Annotated in this window: 16 protein-coding genes; 6 read left to right on the forward strand and 10 right to left on the reverse strand. The window is 65.6% G+C overall.

Annotated elements, in window-relative coordinates; all coding sequences use genetic code 11:
* Nucleotides 1–117 precede the first annotated feature (117 nt).
* Genes ugpA through IB257_RS04120 form a run of 3 tightly spaced genes read left to right on the forward strand, consistent with a single transcriptional unit; the run spans nt 118 to nt 3,011 of the window.
* On the forward strand, nt 118–999 hold the full coding sequence (gene ugpA, locus IB257_RS04110; RefSeq protein ID WP_054454150.1) for a sn-glycerol-3-phosphate ABC transporter permease UgpA: 882 nt from the start codon (nt 118–120) through the stop codon (nt 997–999).
* A gap of 21 nt (nt 1,000–1,020) precedes the next feature.
* Nucleotides 1,021–1,872, forward strand: a complete 852-nt coding sequence (gene ugpE / locus IB257_RS04115) for a sn-glycerol-3-phosphate ABC transporter permease UgpE (RefSeq protein WP_013393954.1) — start codon at nt 1,021–1,023, stop codon at nt 1,870–1,872.
* Nucleotides 1,873–1,922: 50 nt separating this feature from the next.
* Nucleotides 1,923–3,011 carry a sn-glycerol-3-phosphate import ATP-binding protein UgpC gene (locus IB257_RS04120; protein ID WP_054454148.1) on the forward strand — a complete coding sequence of 363 codons (1,089 nt, stop codon included), beginning with the start codon at nt 1,923–1,925 and terminating at the stop codon, nt 3,009–3,011.
* Nucleotides 3,012–3,093: 82 nt separating this feature from the next.
* Here IB257_RS04120 and IB257_RS04125 read toward each other — a convergent pair whose 3' ends face one another.
* The 5 genes from IB257_RS04125 to IB257_RS04145 form a co-directional block, all read right to left on the reverse strand.
* Complete coding sequence (locus IB257_RS04125) at nt 3,094–3,981, reverse strand: MipA/OmpV family protein (protein WP_175213441.1); 888 nt, start codon at nt 3,979–3,981, stop codon at nt 3,094–3,096.
* Between the two features lie 60 nt (nt 3,982–4,041).
* A complete protein-coding gene (locus IB257_RS04130) occupies nt 4,042–5,136 on the reverse strand; it encodes a serine hydrolase (protein WP_192491907.1) in 1,095 nt (364 codons plus the stop codon).
* 149 nt (nt 5,137–5,285) lie between these two features.
* Nucleotides 5,286–6,578 (reverse strand): ATP-binding protein, encoded by a 1,293-nt coding sequence (locus IB257_RS04135; RefSeq protein WP_175213442.1) that lies wholly within the window; start codon nt 6,576–6,578, stop codon nt 5,286–5,288.
* Entirely contained in the window at nt 6,571–7,272 is a 702-nt protein-coding gene (locus IB257_RS04140; RefSeq protein WP_082400978.1) for a response regulator, read from the reverse strand. Before IB257_RS04140 ends, IB257_RS04135 begins: the two co-directional genes overlap by 8 nt.
* Before the next feature lie 207 nt (nt 7,273–7,479).
* A complete protein-coding gene (locus IB257_RS04145) occupies nt 7,480–8,607 on the reverse strand; it encodes a branched-chain amino acid ABC transporter substrate-binding protein (RefSeq protein WP_054454141.1) in 1,128 nt (375 codons plus the stop codon).
* A gap of 316 nt (nt 8,608–8,923) precedes the next feature.
* Between IB257_RS04145 and IB257_RS04150 the strand changes: the two genes are divergently transcribed.
* The gene (locus IB257_RS04150; protein ID WP_054454834.1) at nt 8,924–9,529 is read left to right on the forward strand and encodes an alpha/beta hydrolase; all 606 of its coding nucleotides are present in this window, start codon (nt 8,924–8,926) and stop codon (nt 9,527–9,529) included.
* A gap of 65 nt (nt 9,530–9,594) precedes the next feature.
* On the opposite strand, the gene IB257_RS04155 is transcribed toward IB257_RS04150, so the two are convergent.
* The 4 genes from IB257_RS04155 to IB257_RS04170 form a co-directional block, all read right to left on the reverse strand.
* Nucleotides 9,595–10,095: a Dps family protein gene (locus tag IB257_RS04155; RefSeq protein WP_054454138.1), complete on the reverse strand. Its 501-nt coding sequence runs from the start codon at nt 10,093–10,095 to the stop codon at nt 9,595–9,597.
* A gap of 151 nt (nt 10,096–10,246) precedes the next feature.
* Nucleotides 10,247–11,197, reverse strand: a complete 951-nt coding sequence (locus IB257_RS04160) for a LysR substrate-binding domain-containing protein (protein WP_054454135.1) — start codon at nt 11,195–11,197, stop codon at nt 10,247–10,249.
* A gap of 79 nt (nt 11,198–11,276) precedes the next feature.
* A complete protein-coding gene (gene recG / locus IB257_RS04165) occupies nt 11,277–13,367 on the reverse strand; it encodes an ATP-dependent DNA helicase RecG (protein ID WP_192491908.1) in 2,091 nt (696 codons plus the stop codon).
* Between the two features lie 39 nt (nt 13,368–13,406).
* Nucleotides 13,407–13,793 (reverse strand): Rid family detoxifying hydrolase, encoded by a 387-nt coding sequence (locus IB257_RS04170; RefSeq protein ID WP_013393965.1) that lies wholly within the window; start codon nt 13,791–13,793, stop codon nt 13,407–13,409.
* A gap of 204 nt (nt 13,794–13,997) precedes the next feature.
* Between IB257_RS04170 and IB257_RS04175 the strand changes: the two genes are divergently transcribed.
* Both IB257_RS04175 and IB257_RS04180 read left to right on the forward strand, forming a co-directional pair.
* Entirely contained in the window at nt 13,998–14,165 is a 168-nt protein-coding gene (locus IB257_RS04175; protein ID WP_119451577.1) for a YhfG family protein, read from the forward strand.
* Between the two features lie 2 nt (nt 14,166–14,167).
* Complete coding sequence (locus IB257_RS04180; protein ID WP_192491909.1) at nt 14,168–14,764, forward strand: putative adenosine monophosphate-protein transferase Fic; 597 nt, start codon at nt 14,168–14,170, stop codon at nt 14,762–14,764.
* Here the strand turns inward: IB257_RS04180 and IB257_RS04185 are convergent.
* Complete coding sequence (locus IB257_RS04185) at nt 14,761–15,675, reverse strand: LysR family transcriptional regulator (protein ID WP_054454131.1); 915 nt, start codon at nt 15,673–15,675, stop codon at nt 14,761–14,763. The genes IB257_RS04180 and IB257_RS04185 overlap by 4 nt on opposite strands.
* Between the last annotated feature and the right edge of the window lie 74 nt (nt 15,676–15,749).

Consider the following 15,749-nt stretch of genomic DNA (forward strand, 5'->3'; position numbering starts at 1 on the left):
CAGTACAAGGCTTAAGGCCCTGCGGTTTTTAGGGCTTTAAGCCTCTCGTATTTTACGAAGGCGGTTTCAGGCGGCGGTTACTCCAACCGCCGCTTTTCTGTACCTTGGGTTCCCCCTATGGAAAAACGCGTTGTATTCGGGCACAAGACCTTGCCCTATCTGCTGCTCCTGCCGCAGATCATCATTACCGTGGTCTTCTTCTTCCTGCCGGCCGGCCAGGCCATGTGGCAATCGCTGCGGCTGGAAGATGCATTCGGACTGTCCTCCGAGTTCGTCGGACTGGACAACTTCATGGACCTGTTTTCGCAACAGGCCTACCTGGATTCCTTCCGCGTCACCGCCGTATTCTCGATCCTCGTGGCAGTGGTCGGTTTGGGCGTGTCCTTGCTGCTGGCCGTCATGGCAGATCGCGTCATCCGCGGCGCCGGCCTCTACAAGACGCTGCTGATCTGGCCCTACGCCGTGGCGCCCGCCGTGGTCGGCGTGCTGTGGCTGTTCCTGTTTTCGCCTTCCGTCGGCATCCTGGCCGTGGCCCTGCGCCATGCCGGCGTCGACTGGAACCCGCGCCTGGACGGCAACCAGGCCATGACCCTGGTGCTGATCGCCGCCGTGTGGAAGCAGGTGTCGTACAACTTCCTGTTCTTCCTGGCCGGCCTGCAATCGATTCCGCGCTCGCTCATCGAAGCCGCCGCGATCGACGGCGCAAGCCCGTCGCGCCGCTTCTGGAGCATCGTGTTCCCGTTGCTCTCGCCCACCACGTTCTTCCTGCTGGTGGTCAACATCATCTACGCCTTCTTCGACACCTTTGCCGTGGTGGACACGACCACGCAGGGCGGTCCGGGCACGTCGACCTCCATCCTGGTCTACAAGGTGTACAGCGACGGCTTCCGCGGCCTGGACCTCGGTTCGTCCGCGGCGCAGTCGGTGGTGCTGATGTTCATTGTGATTGCCTTGACGGTCGTGCAGTTCCGCTACGTCGACCGCAAAGTGCAGTATTGATTTTGTCCGAGGCTATAAACAATGGTTGAACGCCGTCCCTGGCTGGATATTCTGGCCCACGTCATTCTGCTCTGCGGCGTGGCGATGGTGGCATTTCCGCTCTACGTCACTTTCGTCGCGTCCACCCAGACCGCGCAGGAAGTGGCGTCCGCGCCGATGTCCCTCATCCCCGGCAAGCATTTCGTCGACAACTACATGCAGGCGCTGTTCGGCGGCTCGTCCGGCGGTTCGTCGGGCGCGCCCGTGGGCCGCATGATGTACGTCAGCCTGATCATGGCGCTGGCGATTTCCATCGGCAAGATCGCCATCTCGCTGCTGTCGGCTTTCGCGGTGGTGTATTTCCGCTTCCCCGGCCGCATGTTCTTCTTCTGGATGATCTTCGTCACCCTGATGTTGCCGGTCGAAGTCCGTATCGCGCCCACCTACAAGGTGGTGGCCGACCTCGGCCTGCTCAACAGCTACGCCGGGTTGACCTTGCCGCTGATCGCCTCGGCAACCGCCACCTTCCTGTTCCGCCAGTTCTTCCTGACGGTGCCGGACGAGCTGATCGAGGCCGCGCGCATCGACGGCGCGGGTCCGGTGCGCTTCTTCCGCGACGTGCTGCTGCCCTTGTCCAAGACCAGCATCGCCGCGCTGTTCGTGATCCAGTTCATCTACGGCTGGAACCAATACCTGTGGCCGCTGCTCGTGACCACGCAGGAAGACATGTACCCCGTCGTCATCGGCATCAAGCGGATGATCAGCGGCGGCGACAGCGTGACCGAATGGAACATCACCATGGCCACCGCCATGCTTGCGATGATCCCGCCCGCGCTGGTCGTCATCCTGATGCAGAAATGGTTCGTCAAGGGTCTGGTCGACACTGAAAAGTGACGGTCACCCGCCCTCGCCCACCCGAACACGACTCCGAACACGAATAACTCATGGCTACTCTCAGCTTTCGCAACGTCAAGAAAACCTATGCCGGCAATGTGCCGGTCATCCATGGCATCGACATGGACGTCAAGGACGGTGAATTCATCGTCATCGTCGGCCCCTCGGGCTGCGGCAAATCCACGCTGATGCGCATGGTCGCCGGCCTGGAAACCGTCACCGGCGGCGAAATCGTCATCGACGACAAGGTCGTAAACAACCTGGAACCCGCCGAGCGCGACATCGCGATGGTGTTCCAGAACTACGCGCTCTACCCGCACATGACCGTGTTCGAGAACATGGCCTACGGCTTGAAGATCCGCAAGTTCTCCAAGGACGAGATCAAGAAGCGCGTGGACGCGGCCGCGCAGATCCTGGAACTCGGTCACCTGCTGGACCGCCGCCCGCGCGCCCTGTCCGGCGGCCAGCGCCAGCGCGTGGCCATGGGCCGCGCCATCGTGCGCGAACCCAAGGTGTTCCTGTTCGACGAACCGCTGTCGAACCTGGACGCCAAGCTGCGCGTGGCGATGCGCCTGGAAATCATGAAGCTGCATCGCCGCCTGGGCACCACCAGCCTGTACGTGACCCACGACCAGGTCGAGGCCATGACGCTGGCCCACCGCATGATCGTCATGTACCAGGGCGTGCCCGAGCAGATCGGCACGCCGATGGAAGTGTTCGAAAAGCCCGCCTCGACCTTCGTCGCCGGCTTCATCGGTTCGCCGCCGATGAACCTGATGGAAGTCAACGTCGCGGGCGACGGCACGGTGCAGACGCTGGACGGCATCGCGCTGGACATCTCGCCGCTGCAGGTGCCCTCGCAAGTGCGCGGCCGCAAGATCATCATGGGCATGCGTCCCGAGCACATGCTGCTGAACACCCAGGGCGTGCCGGCCGAAGTCGAAATGGTCGAAACGCTGGGTTCCGAACAGCTGGTCCACAGCCGCTGCGGCAAGAACATGCTGGTCGTGCGTTGCACCACGCGCCAGCTGTCCGAGTCGTCGGCCAAGGTCGGCGACCGCGTCAGCCTGGGCCCGGACGGCCGCCATCCGCTGCACTGGTTCGAGGCCGACAGCGGCCGCCGCGTGCAAGGCCTGTAAAGCCATCGCTGGACGGAAGCGGCGGCTGCGCCCGCCCGCTTCCGTCTCACCCGCTCCCGGCCGGGAACGGGCTTCCCCCCGATCAATACGTGTACGTCATCATGGTGCCGATGGTGTACTGCGCGCGATCCCGCACGATGGGACTGTCCGCCGCGTCGCCGTACAGGCGCCGCGCTTCCGCCGACGTGGTCCACGACCAGGACTTGGAGAGCGGCACGGCCCAGGTCGCGCCCAGACCCACGCTTTCCAGACCGCCCTTGGGCGTGTACTTGCGATAGCCGGACTTTGCCGACTGGTTGCCGCTGACGCCATACCAGGTGCGCATGTAATTGCCGTCGCCGAAAGTGCCGGACAGCGCCAGCGAAATCGCCCCGGCGCTACCCTCGTACACGGTGGTGCTGGCTCCCAGGTTGAACATGGTGTAAGCGCTGCCTACGTCGCGGTTGTCGCCCTTCTTGAATGCATGCGCCACCGTTGCCGACAGGGTCACTGGGCCTATCGTCGTTTCAGCGTCCATACCGATCTGCGCGCGGCTTTCGATGTCGCCCATGCCGCGCAGCTTGTCCGAGCCCTGGAACCCCTTCTTGTGGTCCTTGCGCGAAGCGCTGGGCGCAAGATAAAAGCGGAACGTGCTGTCCAGGGCCTGGGTTTCCCAGCCCAGGCCGTGGTCGGTGCTGAGGAAGAAGCCACCGGGGCTGCGCACGCCCAGGCCGATGATCGGCACGGCGGAATACTCGTCGCTGCCGCTGTAGCGCGGCGCGTAGCCCGCGCCCAGCGTGCCGTAGAACAGCCATTCGTCGGCCGGCCCCTCCCCCGTCGCCACCGTCAACCCGCGCGAGCTGGCCCCGCGCTGGCCGTAGACGGAACTGTTCGCAGCGTCATCGGCCAGGGACAGTCCCGGGACTAAAGCCAGCAGGCAAGCAGCGCCGGCGCCGCGCGTAAGCAGGGTGGAACGGATTTTTCGCTTCATAACAGCTTCCAAGAAACGAGGTTGAGGGGGGTAAAACCGTGGAGCCGGGAACGGCCCCATCTATTGGGTGATTGCGCCCTGCTTGGCCTGGCGCATCAGCGCCATCGCCATCGTCGACACCGAGGCCACCAAGGACTCGCTGGTGTCGGAATTGCTCATGACCAGCACCGCCAGCTTGTCGCGCGGCGCCAGCACCAGACGCGAATGGAAGGCTTCAGTGGCGCCGCTATGCAGGCGCAATGGCGTGCCGGCGATATCGTCGCCACAGGGCGCAGCGAGCCAGGACAAGGCCAGGCGGCATTCCAGCGCCAACCCGCCTTCCACCGTTTCCATGTCGAGCACGGCGCGGGCCGAGTCGGCATTCAGCACGCGTCGGCCTTGGTAAAGACCGTCGGCAAAAAGCATGCTGGAGAAGCGCGCCATCTCCGAAGTGCTGAGCCAAAGGCCGTCGGCCGCTTCGTTGGGCTGAGGCGCTTCGGTCCAGGGCGCGCCGCGACGGTAGCCCGAGGCGCGCAGTTCGAGCATGCGCGGATCGGGATGGAACCCGGCGCGCGGCATGTTCAGCGGCTGCAGGATGGTGCGGCGCACGTAGGTGTCGAACGGTTCGCTCGCCACATGCGCAACCATGTCCCCCAGCAGGGCGTAGGCCATGTCAGCGCGCGCGCGTCCCATGGTGTCTTCCAACGATCCTGGGTGCACGGCCAGCAGATTGCGGGCGGTGAAGGGATGCGTGCCCAGCCATTGCATGGCGCCGCGGCGCGGCTGGATGTCCCAATCGGGTAGCGCCTGCGAGGCCGGCTGGTCCAGCGCCAGACGCCCGTCATCGGCGGCGCGCAGCACGCCCGCGGCCGTGACGATTTTGGTGATGGTCCCTACGCGGTACAGCGTGTCGCTGGTGGCGCTGCGGTGGCGCAGCGGGTCCGCGTAGCCGAAGCCCGTGCTCCACACCACGCGCTGGTCGTCGACGATTGCGATCGACAGGCCCGGCACGTCGGAAGCGTCCATGTCATAGGGGATGCGCTGGGCCAGGTAACCCACCACCGCCTTGTAGTCGCCCTGGGCGATCGGCGACGGCGCGTCGGGAGGAACGCCCTGGCAACCGCCCGCGGCGACCAGCAACATACCTACGGCAACCAGGCGGCTGAGGGAAAACATGGCTTGCGGCAAGACCTCTGAAGAGAACTGCCGTCATGCTATCCAGGCGCCTGCCCGCGATCTTTCCCGCTTTGTATGGAGTTTGTGAAGATTGCGGCGGCGGATTGTGAAGTTTGTTTACGTTGTGCCGCGCCGCACCCCGCCAGGCTTCAGGCGGTCTTCCAGGCAACCACGAAACGCGCGCCGCCCAAGGGGCTGTCGCTTGCCTGCACGGTCCCGTTGTGCCAGCGAGCCACCCGGCTCACGATGGCCAGGCCCAACCCCACCCCGCCCGTCCCGCGGTCGCGGCTTTCGTCCAGGCGGATGAAAGGTTCGAAGATCCGTTCGCGGTCGGCAGGCGGGATGCCGGGGCCGTCGTCGTCCACGATCAGCACGTACTCGCGCGCGCCCGGACTGATCAAGCTGACCTGGACCTGCCGGCCGGCATGCCGGATGGCGTTCTGCAGCAGGTTGAGCAAGGCGCGCGTCATGTAGCGCTGGTGCAAGTGCACCTCGGGCACCTGGCACAGTGCCACTTCGCAGCGCACGCCCGACACGCCGGCCTCGAAGCCGGCATGCTGCACCACCGAATCCAGCCAGCCGCGCGCGTCCTGCGGCTGCAGCGCCACGCCGTCGCCCTTGTGTTCCAGGCGCGCGTACATCAGCAATTCCGAGGCCATGGCGTCCAGTTCGGCCACGTCGCTCTTCATTTCCTCGACCAGGCGCTTGCGTGCGGCCGGGTCGTCCTCGCGGTCCATCATGTCCAGTTCGAACGACAGGCGCGCGATCGGCGTGCGCAGCTCGTGCGACACGGCATTGGTCAGGTCGCGCTGGTTGCCCACCAGCGCGCTGATGCGGTCTGACATCTGGTTGAAGGTGTCGCCCAGGTTGCGGATGCTGGAATGGCGCGACAGGCGCGCCCGGGCTTGCAGGTCGCCCTGGCCCATGCGCAGGGCGGCGGTCTTCAGGGCCTCCAGGTCGCGCCAGATGGGCAGCGCCCACACCAGCATGAAGGCGCACAGCAACAGGCCCAGGGCGGAATACACCGCGGCCATCAGCCAGGGGCCGATGTCCGGCTCGGGCGGCAGCTTGACCTCCAGCCATTGCCTGCCCGGACCGGGAATCGCCGCCACAAAGGTCTGCTGCTTGTCGCGCACGAAGAAGCTGCCGGACTCCACCATGGCGCGCTCGTCCTTGGTGGCGCCGTAGCTTTCGGCGTCGACCACCTTGAGCGCCAGGCCGTAGTACGGCGCCAGCGCGTCGCGCACGTGCGCCTCGCGCTCGGATGGCGGCACGCGGCTCAGTTCCTGCACCAGGCTGTGGATCTGGCCCCGCACCGCTTCGCGCGCGTAGGCGTCGCTGACGGGTTCGAAGAAGTAGTTGGCGGATCGGTCCACGACTTCGTTGGAAATGACGAAGCCCACCGCCAGCACCACGAACAGCCGCAGGACAAACTTAAGCATCACCGCCCTCGTGCGCCTTGGGCGAGAACAGATAGCCCTTGCCCCACACGGTCTTGATGCGCGCCGGATCGCGCGGGTCGTCATCCAGCTTGCGCCGCAGCTTGCTGACGCAGACGTCGACGCTGCGGTCCAGTCCGTTGAATTCGATGCCGCGCACCGCATTGAGCAAGTCGTCGCGGGTCAGCACCTGGCCGGCCTGGCTGGCCAGCGCCCAGAGCATCTCGAACTCCATTGTGGTCAGGTCCACTTCGGAACCGGCATGCACCACGGCGCGCGTACGCCGGTCTATGACCAGCGGACCGAACTCCAGGCGCTCCGGCGGCTCGTCCAGCTGGCTGTGCCGACGCAGCAGCGCCCGTACCCGCGCCAGCAGCACGCGCGGCTCCACGGGCTTGATGACGTAGTCGTCCGCGCCCGACTCCAGGCCCAGGATCTGGTCCAGGTCGTCCTCGCGGGCCGTCAGCATGAGGATGGGGGCTGATGAAAACGCGCGCAGATCACGGCAGACCTGCAGGCCGTCACGGCCGGGCAGCATCAGGTCCAGAATGGTAATGGCCGGGTCATGCCTGCGGAATGCCTCCACCGCGTGATCGCCGCGGTAGGCCTGGGCAACATGGAAACCGTGCTGCTCCAGGAACTGCGCGATCAGGCGCGATAGTTTCGGATCGTCTTCGACTAACAAGGCCTTGGTCATGGTGTCCAGACAGAAAAAGTGAGGTCGATGGCGCCGCATTCTACGCAAATGCGGCGGGCGCGCGTTCGACCGGAACGCGCCGAGCCGGTTCCCGGGCCGTCGGAAGAACAAAAAAACCGGGCCGGAAGACTGTCGCTTCCGGCCCGGTTTCCTGCGGAACCGCCAGGAGGTCCGCCGGTCTCGCGGGCCGGCGGCCCGCGCCTGGACTTACTTGTAGACGGTCTTGGAACCGTCCTTGTGCCAGGTGAACACGTCGAACTGGAAGTTCGTCAGGTCACCCTGCTTGTTCCAGGACACCTTGCCGATCGGCGTATCGAAGGAATTGGCGTGCAGGTACTTGGCGACCTTGGTCGGGTCGTCGCTGCCAGCGCCCTTGATGCCGTCCGCGATGACCTGGGTGGCCGTGTAGGCGGTCATCTGGAAGGCGCCGCTGGCGTTGCGCTTCTTGGCTTCGAAGGCCTTGACGATGTCGGCGTTGGCGGCGTTCTGGGTGAAGTCGGCCGGCAGCGTCAACAGCATGCCTTCGACGGCGTCGCCGGCGATGGCGTTGATGTCGGGGTTGCCCGTGCCTTCCGGGCCCATCCACTTGGCCTTCACGCCCTGTTCGGCCGCCTGGCGCAGCAGCAGGCCCATTTCAGGGTGGTAGCCGCCGTAATAGACGAAGTCCACGCCCTGGCTCTTCAGCTTGGTGATGACGGCCGAGTAGTCGCTGTCGCCGGCGTTGATGCCTTCGAACACGGCGACGGCCACGCCGCCCTTCTCCAGGTCGTTCTTGACCGCGGTGGCGATGCCCTGGCCGTAGGACTGCTTGTCATGCAGCACGGCGACCTTCTTGGGCTTGATCTTGTCCAGGATGAACTTGGCGGCGGCAGGACCTTGCTGGTCGTCGCGGCCGATGGTGCGGAAGATGAACTCGTAGTTCTTGCCGTCGGTCAGGGCCGGCGACGTGGCGGACGGCGTGACCATGACCACGCCTTCATTGTTGTAGACGTCGGCGGCGGCGATGGTGGCGCCCGAGCAGACGTGGCCCACGACGAAACCGATCTTGCTGTTGACCACGCGGTTGGCGGCGACCGGGCCTTGCTTGGGTTCGCAGCCGTCGTCGATCACGACGGTTTCCAGCTTCTTGCCGTTGATGCCGCCGGCGGCGTTGATGCGCTCGACTGCGGTATCGACCCCTTCACGGACCATATCGCCATACTGCGTGACCGCGCCGGTGGTGGGGCCGACGACGCCGATCTTGATGGTTTGCGCTTGCGCTCCCGAGGCAAACGCCAGACCGGCTGCGACGCCCAGCGCTGCAATGACCGGGGTCAGACGAAATACTGGCTTCATGTGTGGACTCCTCTAATGATTTGTAATCGTTAGTTTTTTGCACCGGGTCGGACGCCGGATCATCTCCAGGCCAAGCATGCCTGCTGGACTGCCCTTTGCAGGGGTTTCGGCCCTGGTCACGCCCGGTTGCATTGCGATTGCACGGCAAGCATACACTGAAAAATTGCCCTTCTCAGGCCAGTTTTCGACCACTTTGATACCCGTCCGATTATTGCGCTGCGGCATTGTTCGGGGTGCGCCCTTATGCCCGCTGGCGTATATGCAAAAGACGATTTATTCGTTTGCGTTACTAAGGCCACGCGGCATCATGGCCGCCATGAGACTCCAACCGATCATCGTCCCCGGATGGAAAAACTCCGGACCGCAACACTGGCAATCGCGCTGGATGGCCCTGCTGCCGCATGCGCGCCGCGTCGAGCAACGCGACTGGGAACATCCGGCTCCCGGCGAATGGATCGCGGCGCTGGCGACCGAGGTGAACGAGGCCCGCAGCCCCGTGCTCCTGATCGCGCACAGCCTGGGTTGCCTGATCAGCGCCGCCCTGCCGGTGCCGCTGCGCGCCAAGGTCGCGGGCGCGCTGCTGGTGGCGCCTGCCGACGTGGAACGCGAAAATGCTCCCGCCTGTTTGAGAAGCTTCGGACCTGTGCCACGGCATTCCCTGCCCTTCCAAAGCGTGGTGGTGGCGAGCGACGACGATCCCTATTGCCAGCTGGAACGCGCCCGCGCGTTTGCGCGCGATTGGGGCAGCCGGCTGGTGGTCGTGCCGGGCGCTGGCCACATCAACGCCGAGAGCGGCCTGGACGACTGGCCGCAGGGCTTGAAGCTCCTGGGCGCGCTGCGCCGGCGCGCGGTGTGGCGGGTGACGCCGCCGCCCGAGCGGATCGCGCCCATACCGGCACGGCCGCTGTCGCATCAGGCCTGACTCATTTCCGATGCTGAAAAAAACGGAGCCGCGAGGCTCCGTTTTTCATGTGGCGTCGGCCGCTATCACTGCAGCAGGCTGCGCAGCATCCAGGCGTTCTTTTCGTGCACGTCCAGGCGCTGCGTCAGCAGGTCGGCCGTGGGCTGGTCGTTGGCGGCATCGGCCTTCTCGAAAGCGGCGCGCGCCGTCTTGGCGACGGATTCGTTGGCGGTCACCAGCAGACGCACCATTTCCAGGGCTTCCGGCACCGAGTCCGGCTCGGCGATCGAGGACAGCTTGCTGAATTCGCGGTAGGTGCCCGGCGCGTAGTGGCCCAGCGCGCGAATGCGCTCGGCGATGCTGTCCAGCGCGTTCCACTCTTCCGTGTACTGGGTCATGAACATCAGGTGCAGCGTGTTGAACATCGGCCCCGTGACGTTCCAGTGGAAATTGTGCGTCATCAGGTACAGCGTGTACGAGTCGGCCAGCAGCTTGGACAGTTCGCCGGCGACTGCGGCGCGGTCCTTGTCCGAGATACCGATGTTGATGCGCGGAACGCTGGAGGTCTTCTTGGGGGACTTGGCCATTGCTAGCTCCTAGGGATGAATGTGCGAAACAAGGATAACACTGCAAATACGGCGAAATGCCGCAATATCCGCCGCTTTTATCAAACAGTCCTGCGACCTTTTGACGCGGCGCAAACCGCGCGCGCGAAGCCGCCTGAAAGCGGCCCGGGAATCAATCCTGCACTGCCGCGACCTCGTCGGTCAGCATCTTCACGCCGGGCAGCTCGCAGGCATAGACCGCTTGCGCCAGCGCCTCGATGGCGGCCAGCCGCGGGAAACTGCGGCGCCAGGCCAACACCACGCGGCGCTCCGGCACGTGGCCGTCAAATGGCAGATAGCGCAGCAGGCTGTTGGAAGGCGGCTGCTCCGGCACCGCGGTCACGGGCAGCACGGTCACGCCGATGCCGGCCGCGACCATGTGGCGGATGGTCTCGAGCGAGGAGCCTTCGAAGGTGCGCTGGATGCCGTCGCTGGCCGCCGAAAAGCGCGACAGCTCGGGACAGACTTCGAGCACCTGATCGCGGAAGCAGTGGCCGCTGCCCAGCAGCAGCATGGTCTGCTGCTTCAGGTCCTGCGCGTCGATCGCCTGGCGCCGGGCGAGCTCGTGGTCATTGGGCACGGCCACCACAAAGGGCTCGTCGTACAAGGGTTGCATGACCAGGCCGGCCTCCGGCAGCGGCAAAGCCATGATGGCGCAATCGATCTCGCCCTGGCGCAGCAGCTCGACCAGGCGCACCGTGAAATTCTCCTGCAGCAGCAGCGGCATCTGCGGGGTGCGGCGGATCTGCTCCGGCACCAGCCGCGGCAACAGGTACGGACCTATGGTGTGGATGACGCCGACGCGCAAGGGGCCGGCCAACGGGTCGTGCCCCTGGCGCGCGATCTCCTTGATGCTGGCGCTTTCTTCCAGCACCTTCTGCGCCTGCGCCACGATGCGCTGGCCGATGGGGGTGACGCCGACCTCGGCGCCGCCACGCTCGAACAGCGTCACGCCCAATTCGTCCTCGAGCTTGCGTATCGCTACCGAGAGCGTGGGCTGGCTGACGAAACAGGCCTCGGCCGCCCGGCCGAAATGCCGTTCGCGCGCAACGGCGACGATGTACTTGAGTTCGGTGAGAGTCATGGTGGACTACGCCCCCGGGGTTATGCCCCAGCCTTGCGGCTGGCGCTTGCTAGATTAAGGTTGGCGGCTGGCTGCATGGTCAGGTGCGCAGGAAATCCTCGCGCCCGCGCATCCAGCGCGCCAGGTGCGCCTCGACCGCGGCCGGATGTTCGGCGCGCAGCCAGACCGCGGCATCGCGCGCGTCTTCAGCAATGGCCGCGTCCGTTTCCAGGTCGGCGAAGCGCAGCAGCGCCATGCCGGACTGGCGCGTACCCAGGAACTCTCCCGGACCGCGCTGTTCCAGGTCACGGCGGGCGATTTCAAAACCGTCCGAGGTCTCGAACATGGCCCGCAGGCGTTCGCGCGCCACTTGCGACAGCGGCGTCTGATAGAGCAGCACGCAGACCGATTCGGCGGTGCCGCGCCCTACCCGGCCGCGCAGCTGATGCAGTTGCGCCAGCCCGAAACGCTCGGCGTGTTCGATCACCATGAGCGAGGCGTTCGGCACGTCCACGCCCACTTCGATCACAGTGGTGGCGACCAGCAGGTCGACTTCGCCATCGCGGAAGGCCTGCATCACGGCGGCCTTTTCGGCTTGCGGCAGCCGGCCGTGCACCAGCCCGATGCGCAGGTCCGGCAGGTCGACCCGCATGCCTTCGTAGGTGTCCACGGCGGTCTGGAGTTCCAGGGCTTCGCTTTCCTCGACCAGCGGACAGACCCAGTAGGCCTGCTGCCCGCCGCGCGCGGCCTGGGCAATGTGGGCGATGACTTCCTCGCGCCTTGCGTCCGACACCAGCTTGGTCAGCACGGGACTGCGCCCCGGCGGCAGCTCGTCGATGACGGACACGTCCAGATCGGCGAAGAAGGTCATGGCCAGCGTGCGCGGGATCGGCGTCGCGCTCATGTTGAGCTGGTGCGGCACGTTGCGCCCGCGCACGGTTTCGCCCTTGCGCGTCAGCGCCAGGCGCTGTCCGACGCCGAAGCGGTGCTGCTCGTCCACGATGGACAAGCCCAGGTGGTGGAATTCGACGTGATCCTGGATCAGCGCCTGCGTGCCCACGACCAACTGCACGCTGCCGTCAGCGGCGGCGGCCGCCGCTTCACGGCGCGCCTTGGCGGACAGGCTGCCGCTCAGCCAGGCCACATTCACGCCCAATGGCTGCAGCCACGACACCAGTTTGCGGAAGTGTTGCTCGGCCAGAATTTCGGTGGGCGCCATCAGCGCCACCTGCGCGCCGCTGGCGATGGCCTGGGCGGCGGCGATGGCCGCCACGACCGTCTTGCCGCTGCCCACATCGCCCTGCAACAAGCGATGCATGGGATACGGCTTGGCCAGATCGGCGGAGATTTCCTGAACCACGCGCTCCTGCGCGCCAGTCAGTTTGAACGGCAAGGTTTCGTACAGCCTGGCGACCAGGCCGCCGGCCTCGTTGCGCACGGGCAGCGACTCGGCTTCCTTTATCCGGCGCGCGGCCCGCGCGGCCGCCAGCGACAATTGCTGCGCGAGCAGTTCATCGAACTTGATGCGCCGCCAGGCGGGATGCACGCGGTCCAGCAAGGCCTGCTCGGACTCGCCCTGCGCAGGCGTATGCAGCGCGCGGATGGCTGGCTCGAACGGCGGCAGGTCATAGCGCGCCCGCGCCTCGTCGGGCAAGGTGTCGGACAGGTCGGCGCGGTCCAGCGCCTGCGCGATGGCGCGGCGCAACGTCAGTTGCGGCAGCCCTTCGGTACTGGGATAGACCGGCGTGAGCGCCGTGGGCAGCGGCGCATCGGCATTGGTCATGCGCGGATGCACCATCTCGCGCCCGAACAGGCCGCCGCGGACCTCGCCGCGCGCACGCAGGCGCTTGCCCACGGTGACTTGCTTCTGCTGGCTGGGGTAGAAGTTCAGCCAGCGCAATTGCAGTTCGCCGCTGTCGTCCGCCAGCGTGGCGGTCAGCTGGCGCCGGGGCCGGTAGAGGACCTCGGATTTGGTGATCTCGCCCTCGACCTGCCCGGCAAAACCGGGCCGCAGGGCGCTGATCGGCATGATGCGGGTTTCGTCCTCGTAGCGCAGCGGCAGGTGCAGCACGAAGTCCTCGGGCAGCACCAGACCCAGGTTACGGAGCTTGCGCTCCGTATCCGTCATTGCACGGCCGGCGCCTTTGTTGTCGGCGCCGGGTCGCTTGGAAGCCGCGGCTGCGGCCGGCATGGAGAAACGAACCCCTGGATCGAAAAGTCCGGACGGGCCTTACAGGACCAGGATGGCTTCGACTTCGAACTGCGCGCCCTTGGGCAGGCTGGCCACGCCGATGGTCGAGCGCGCCGGGAACGGCTGGGGAATGATCTCGGCCATGATGGCGTTGGCGGCCGTGAACTTGCCCAGGTCGGTCAGGAACAGTGTCAGCTTGACCACATTGTCCAACGTGCCGCCGGCAGCCTTGATGACTTCCTGCATGTTGGCGAAAGCCTGACGCACCTGCGCATCGAAGTTCTCGGAGACCAGGTCGCCAGTGCCCGGCTCCAGGCCGATCTGGCCCGAGAGGTAGACAGTCTTGGTGCCGCTTACGGCAACCGCTTGCGAGTAAGGGCCTACCGCGGCGGGCGCGGTGTCGGTATGGATGATTTGCTTGCTCATGGGCGGAATCCTTCGAAAGTCGGATAGAAACTACAACTATCGAAGTTTATCCAGCAATAGACATTTGCGAAAGTGGCTGGATGCCCTAGGGTGGCTGCACGACGGAACCAGAAGTACTTGCCACAGGGCCGGACAAGCCAAGCCCAGTGCAGCTTCGTTATAATCATCAGGCTATCCCGCAGCATTTCAAACGAGGCGTTTCCCTTGAAGAACACCAGCCTGCAAGCCAAGTTGGACTACTGGGCAAAGGTGCGCCGCTCCAACTACGCGGCCAGCATGCGCCTGGAAGGCTACCCGGCCACGCCCGCCGACGCCAAGCGCGAACTGCCCTCGCGCGAAACGGTGTTGCGCGCCTATCGCAAGCCCGCCTGACATTGGACAAGTACGGCACCGGACAGGATCCGTACTGCTACCCCGGCAGCTTCACGCTGCGCAACCGGCTGGACATCCGGGACGATGCGCTGCTCGCGCAGGCTGAGCAAGATCTTTCCGAGATCGCCGCCAGCCAGATCGACTTTTCCCTGCCTCCCTACGACCTTGCGTACCTGAAGCGACTCCATCGCACGCTCTTTCAGGATCTCTACGACTGGGCGGGCGAGTTGCGCACCATCGATATCTCAAAAGGCGGCACGCGCTTCTGCAATACAAGCAGGATCGAACCCGAGGCCGACAAGATTTTCGCGGCCCTGGCGCGGGCCAACTGGTTCAAGGAGCTGCCGCGCTCCGCGCTGATCGCCGAGGCAGCCGTCGCCTACGGCGACTTGAACATGATCCACCCCTTCCGTGAAGGCAACGGGCGCGCTCAACGTCTCCTGTTCGAACACCTCATCATCAATGCCGGCTACGAGATCAGTTGGTGGTCAGTGGTGCAACGGGAATGGGTCGACGCCAACGTCGCCGCCGTGATCTGCGACTACGCGCCGCTGGAGGCGGTGTTCCAACGCTGCGTCGGCCAGCCGATAGCCGGCTAATCCAAACCAGGCAATCCCGGGCTATCGATATCCCCCCGATGCTCCCGCAACAGGTCGTACAGGGCCTGCGCCGCCACCGATAACGTGCGGCCCTTGCGCCGCACCAGGTAGAGCGGACGGGTCAGGGCCTTGCCGGCCAGCGGCACGATGCGCAGGTCGGCGCCGCCGAAATGGAACAGCGTCATCGCCGGCACCACCGAGATGCCCAGCCCCGCGCGCACCAACCCCGTTGCCGTGGCCAGGTGTTCGACCTCGAACACCGGCGCCGGTGCGTCGGCCCCCAAGGCCGCGTCCAGATGCTTGCGCACGCTGCTGCCGCGCGCAAGCTGGATCATGGGATAGCGCAGGATGTCGCGCAGCCGGGCGCGGCCCGCCCCTGCCAGCGGATGATCGGCGCGACAGACCAGAAAATAACGGTCCGCATGCAGGAACTCGCTGTCCAGGTCGTTCATGTCCGGCCGTCGCGAGGCCACCGCGAAATCCACCTGCCCTGCCTGCACCAGGTCCAGGCAGGGATCCAGCAGGGCATCGCGCAGGTCCACCGTGATGCCTGGATAGGACTCGCGAAAGCGCGCCAGCAGCCCCGGCAGCCAGCCCGCGGCAAGCGAGGGCAAAGCCGCGAGCGCCACCCGTCCGCGACGCCTGGCGGCGTGGTCGCGCAGATCCTCCATGACCAGGTCCATGTCGGCCAGCAGCCTGCGCGCCGTCGCGTCCAGCACTTGCCCCTCGACCGTCAGCTCCACATGGCGCGTGTTGCGGTCGAACAGGCGCATGCCCGCGCTGTCCTCCAGTTGGCGGATCAGGGCGCTGAAGGCCGGCTGCGTCAGGTGGCAGCGTTGGGCCGCCCGGGTGAAGTGTTTTTCGTCGGCCAGCGCCACGAACGCGCGCAATTGCCGGGCAGACAGATTCATGGCTTTTCTCTATGAATTGATCCGATCTTTCTATTTTACTGATGAGCCGAGCGTGCCTATAGTGGGCCTCAGAC

Origin of the sequence: Achromobacter sp. ACM03 (assembly GCF_014851665.1) — a bacterium.
GTDB lineage: Bacteria > Pseudomonadota > Gammaproteobacteria > Burkholderiales > Burkholderiaceae_B > Achromobacter > Achromobacter aegrifaciens.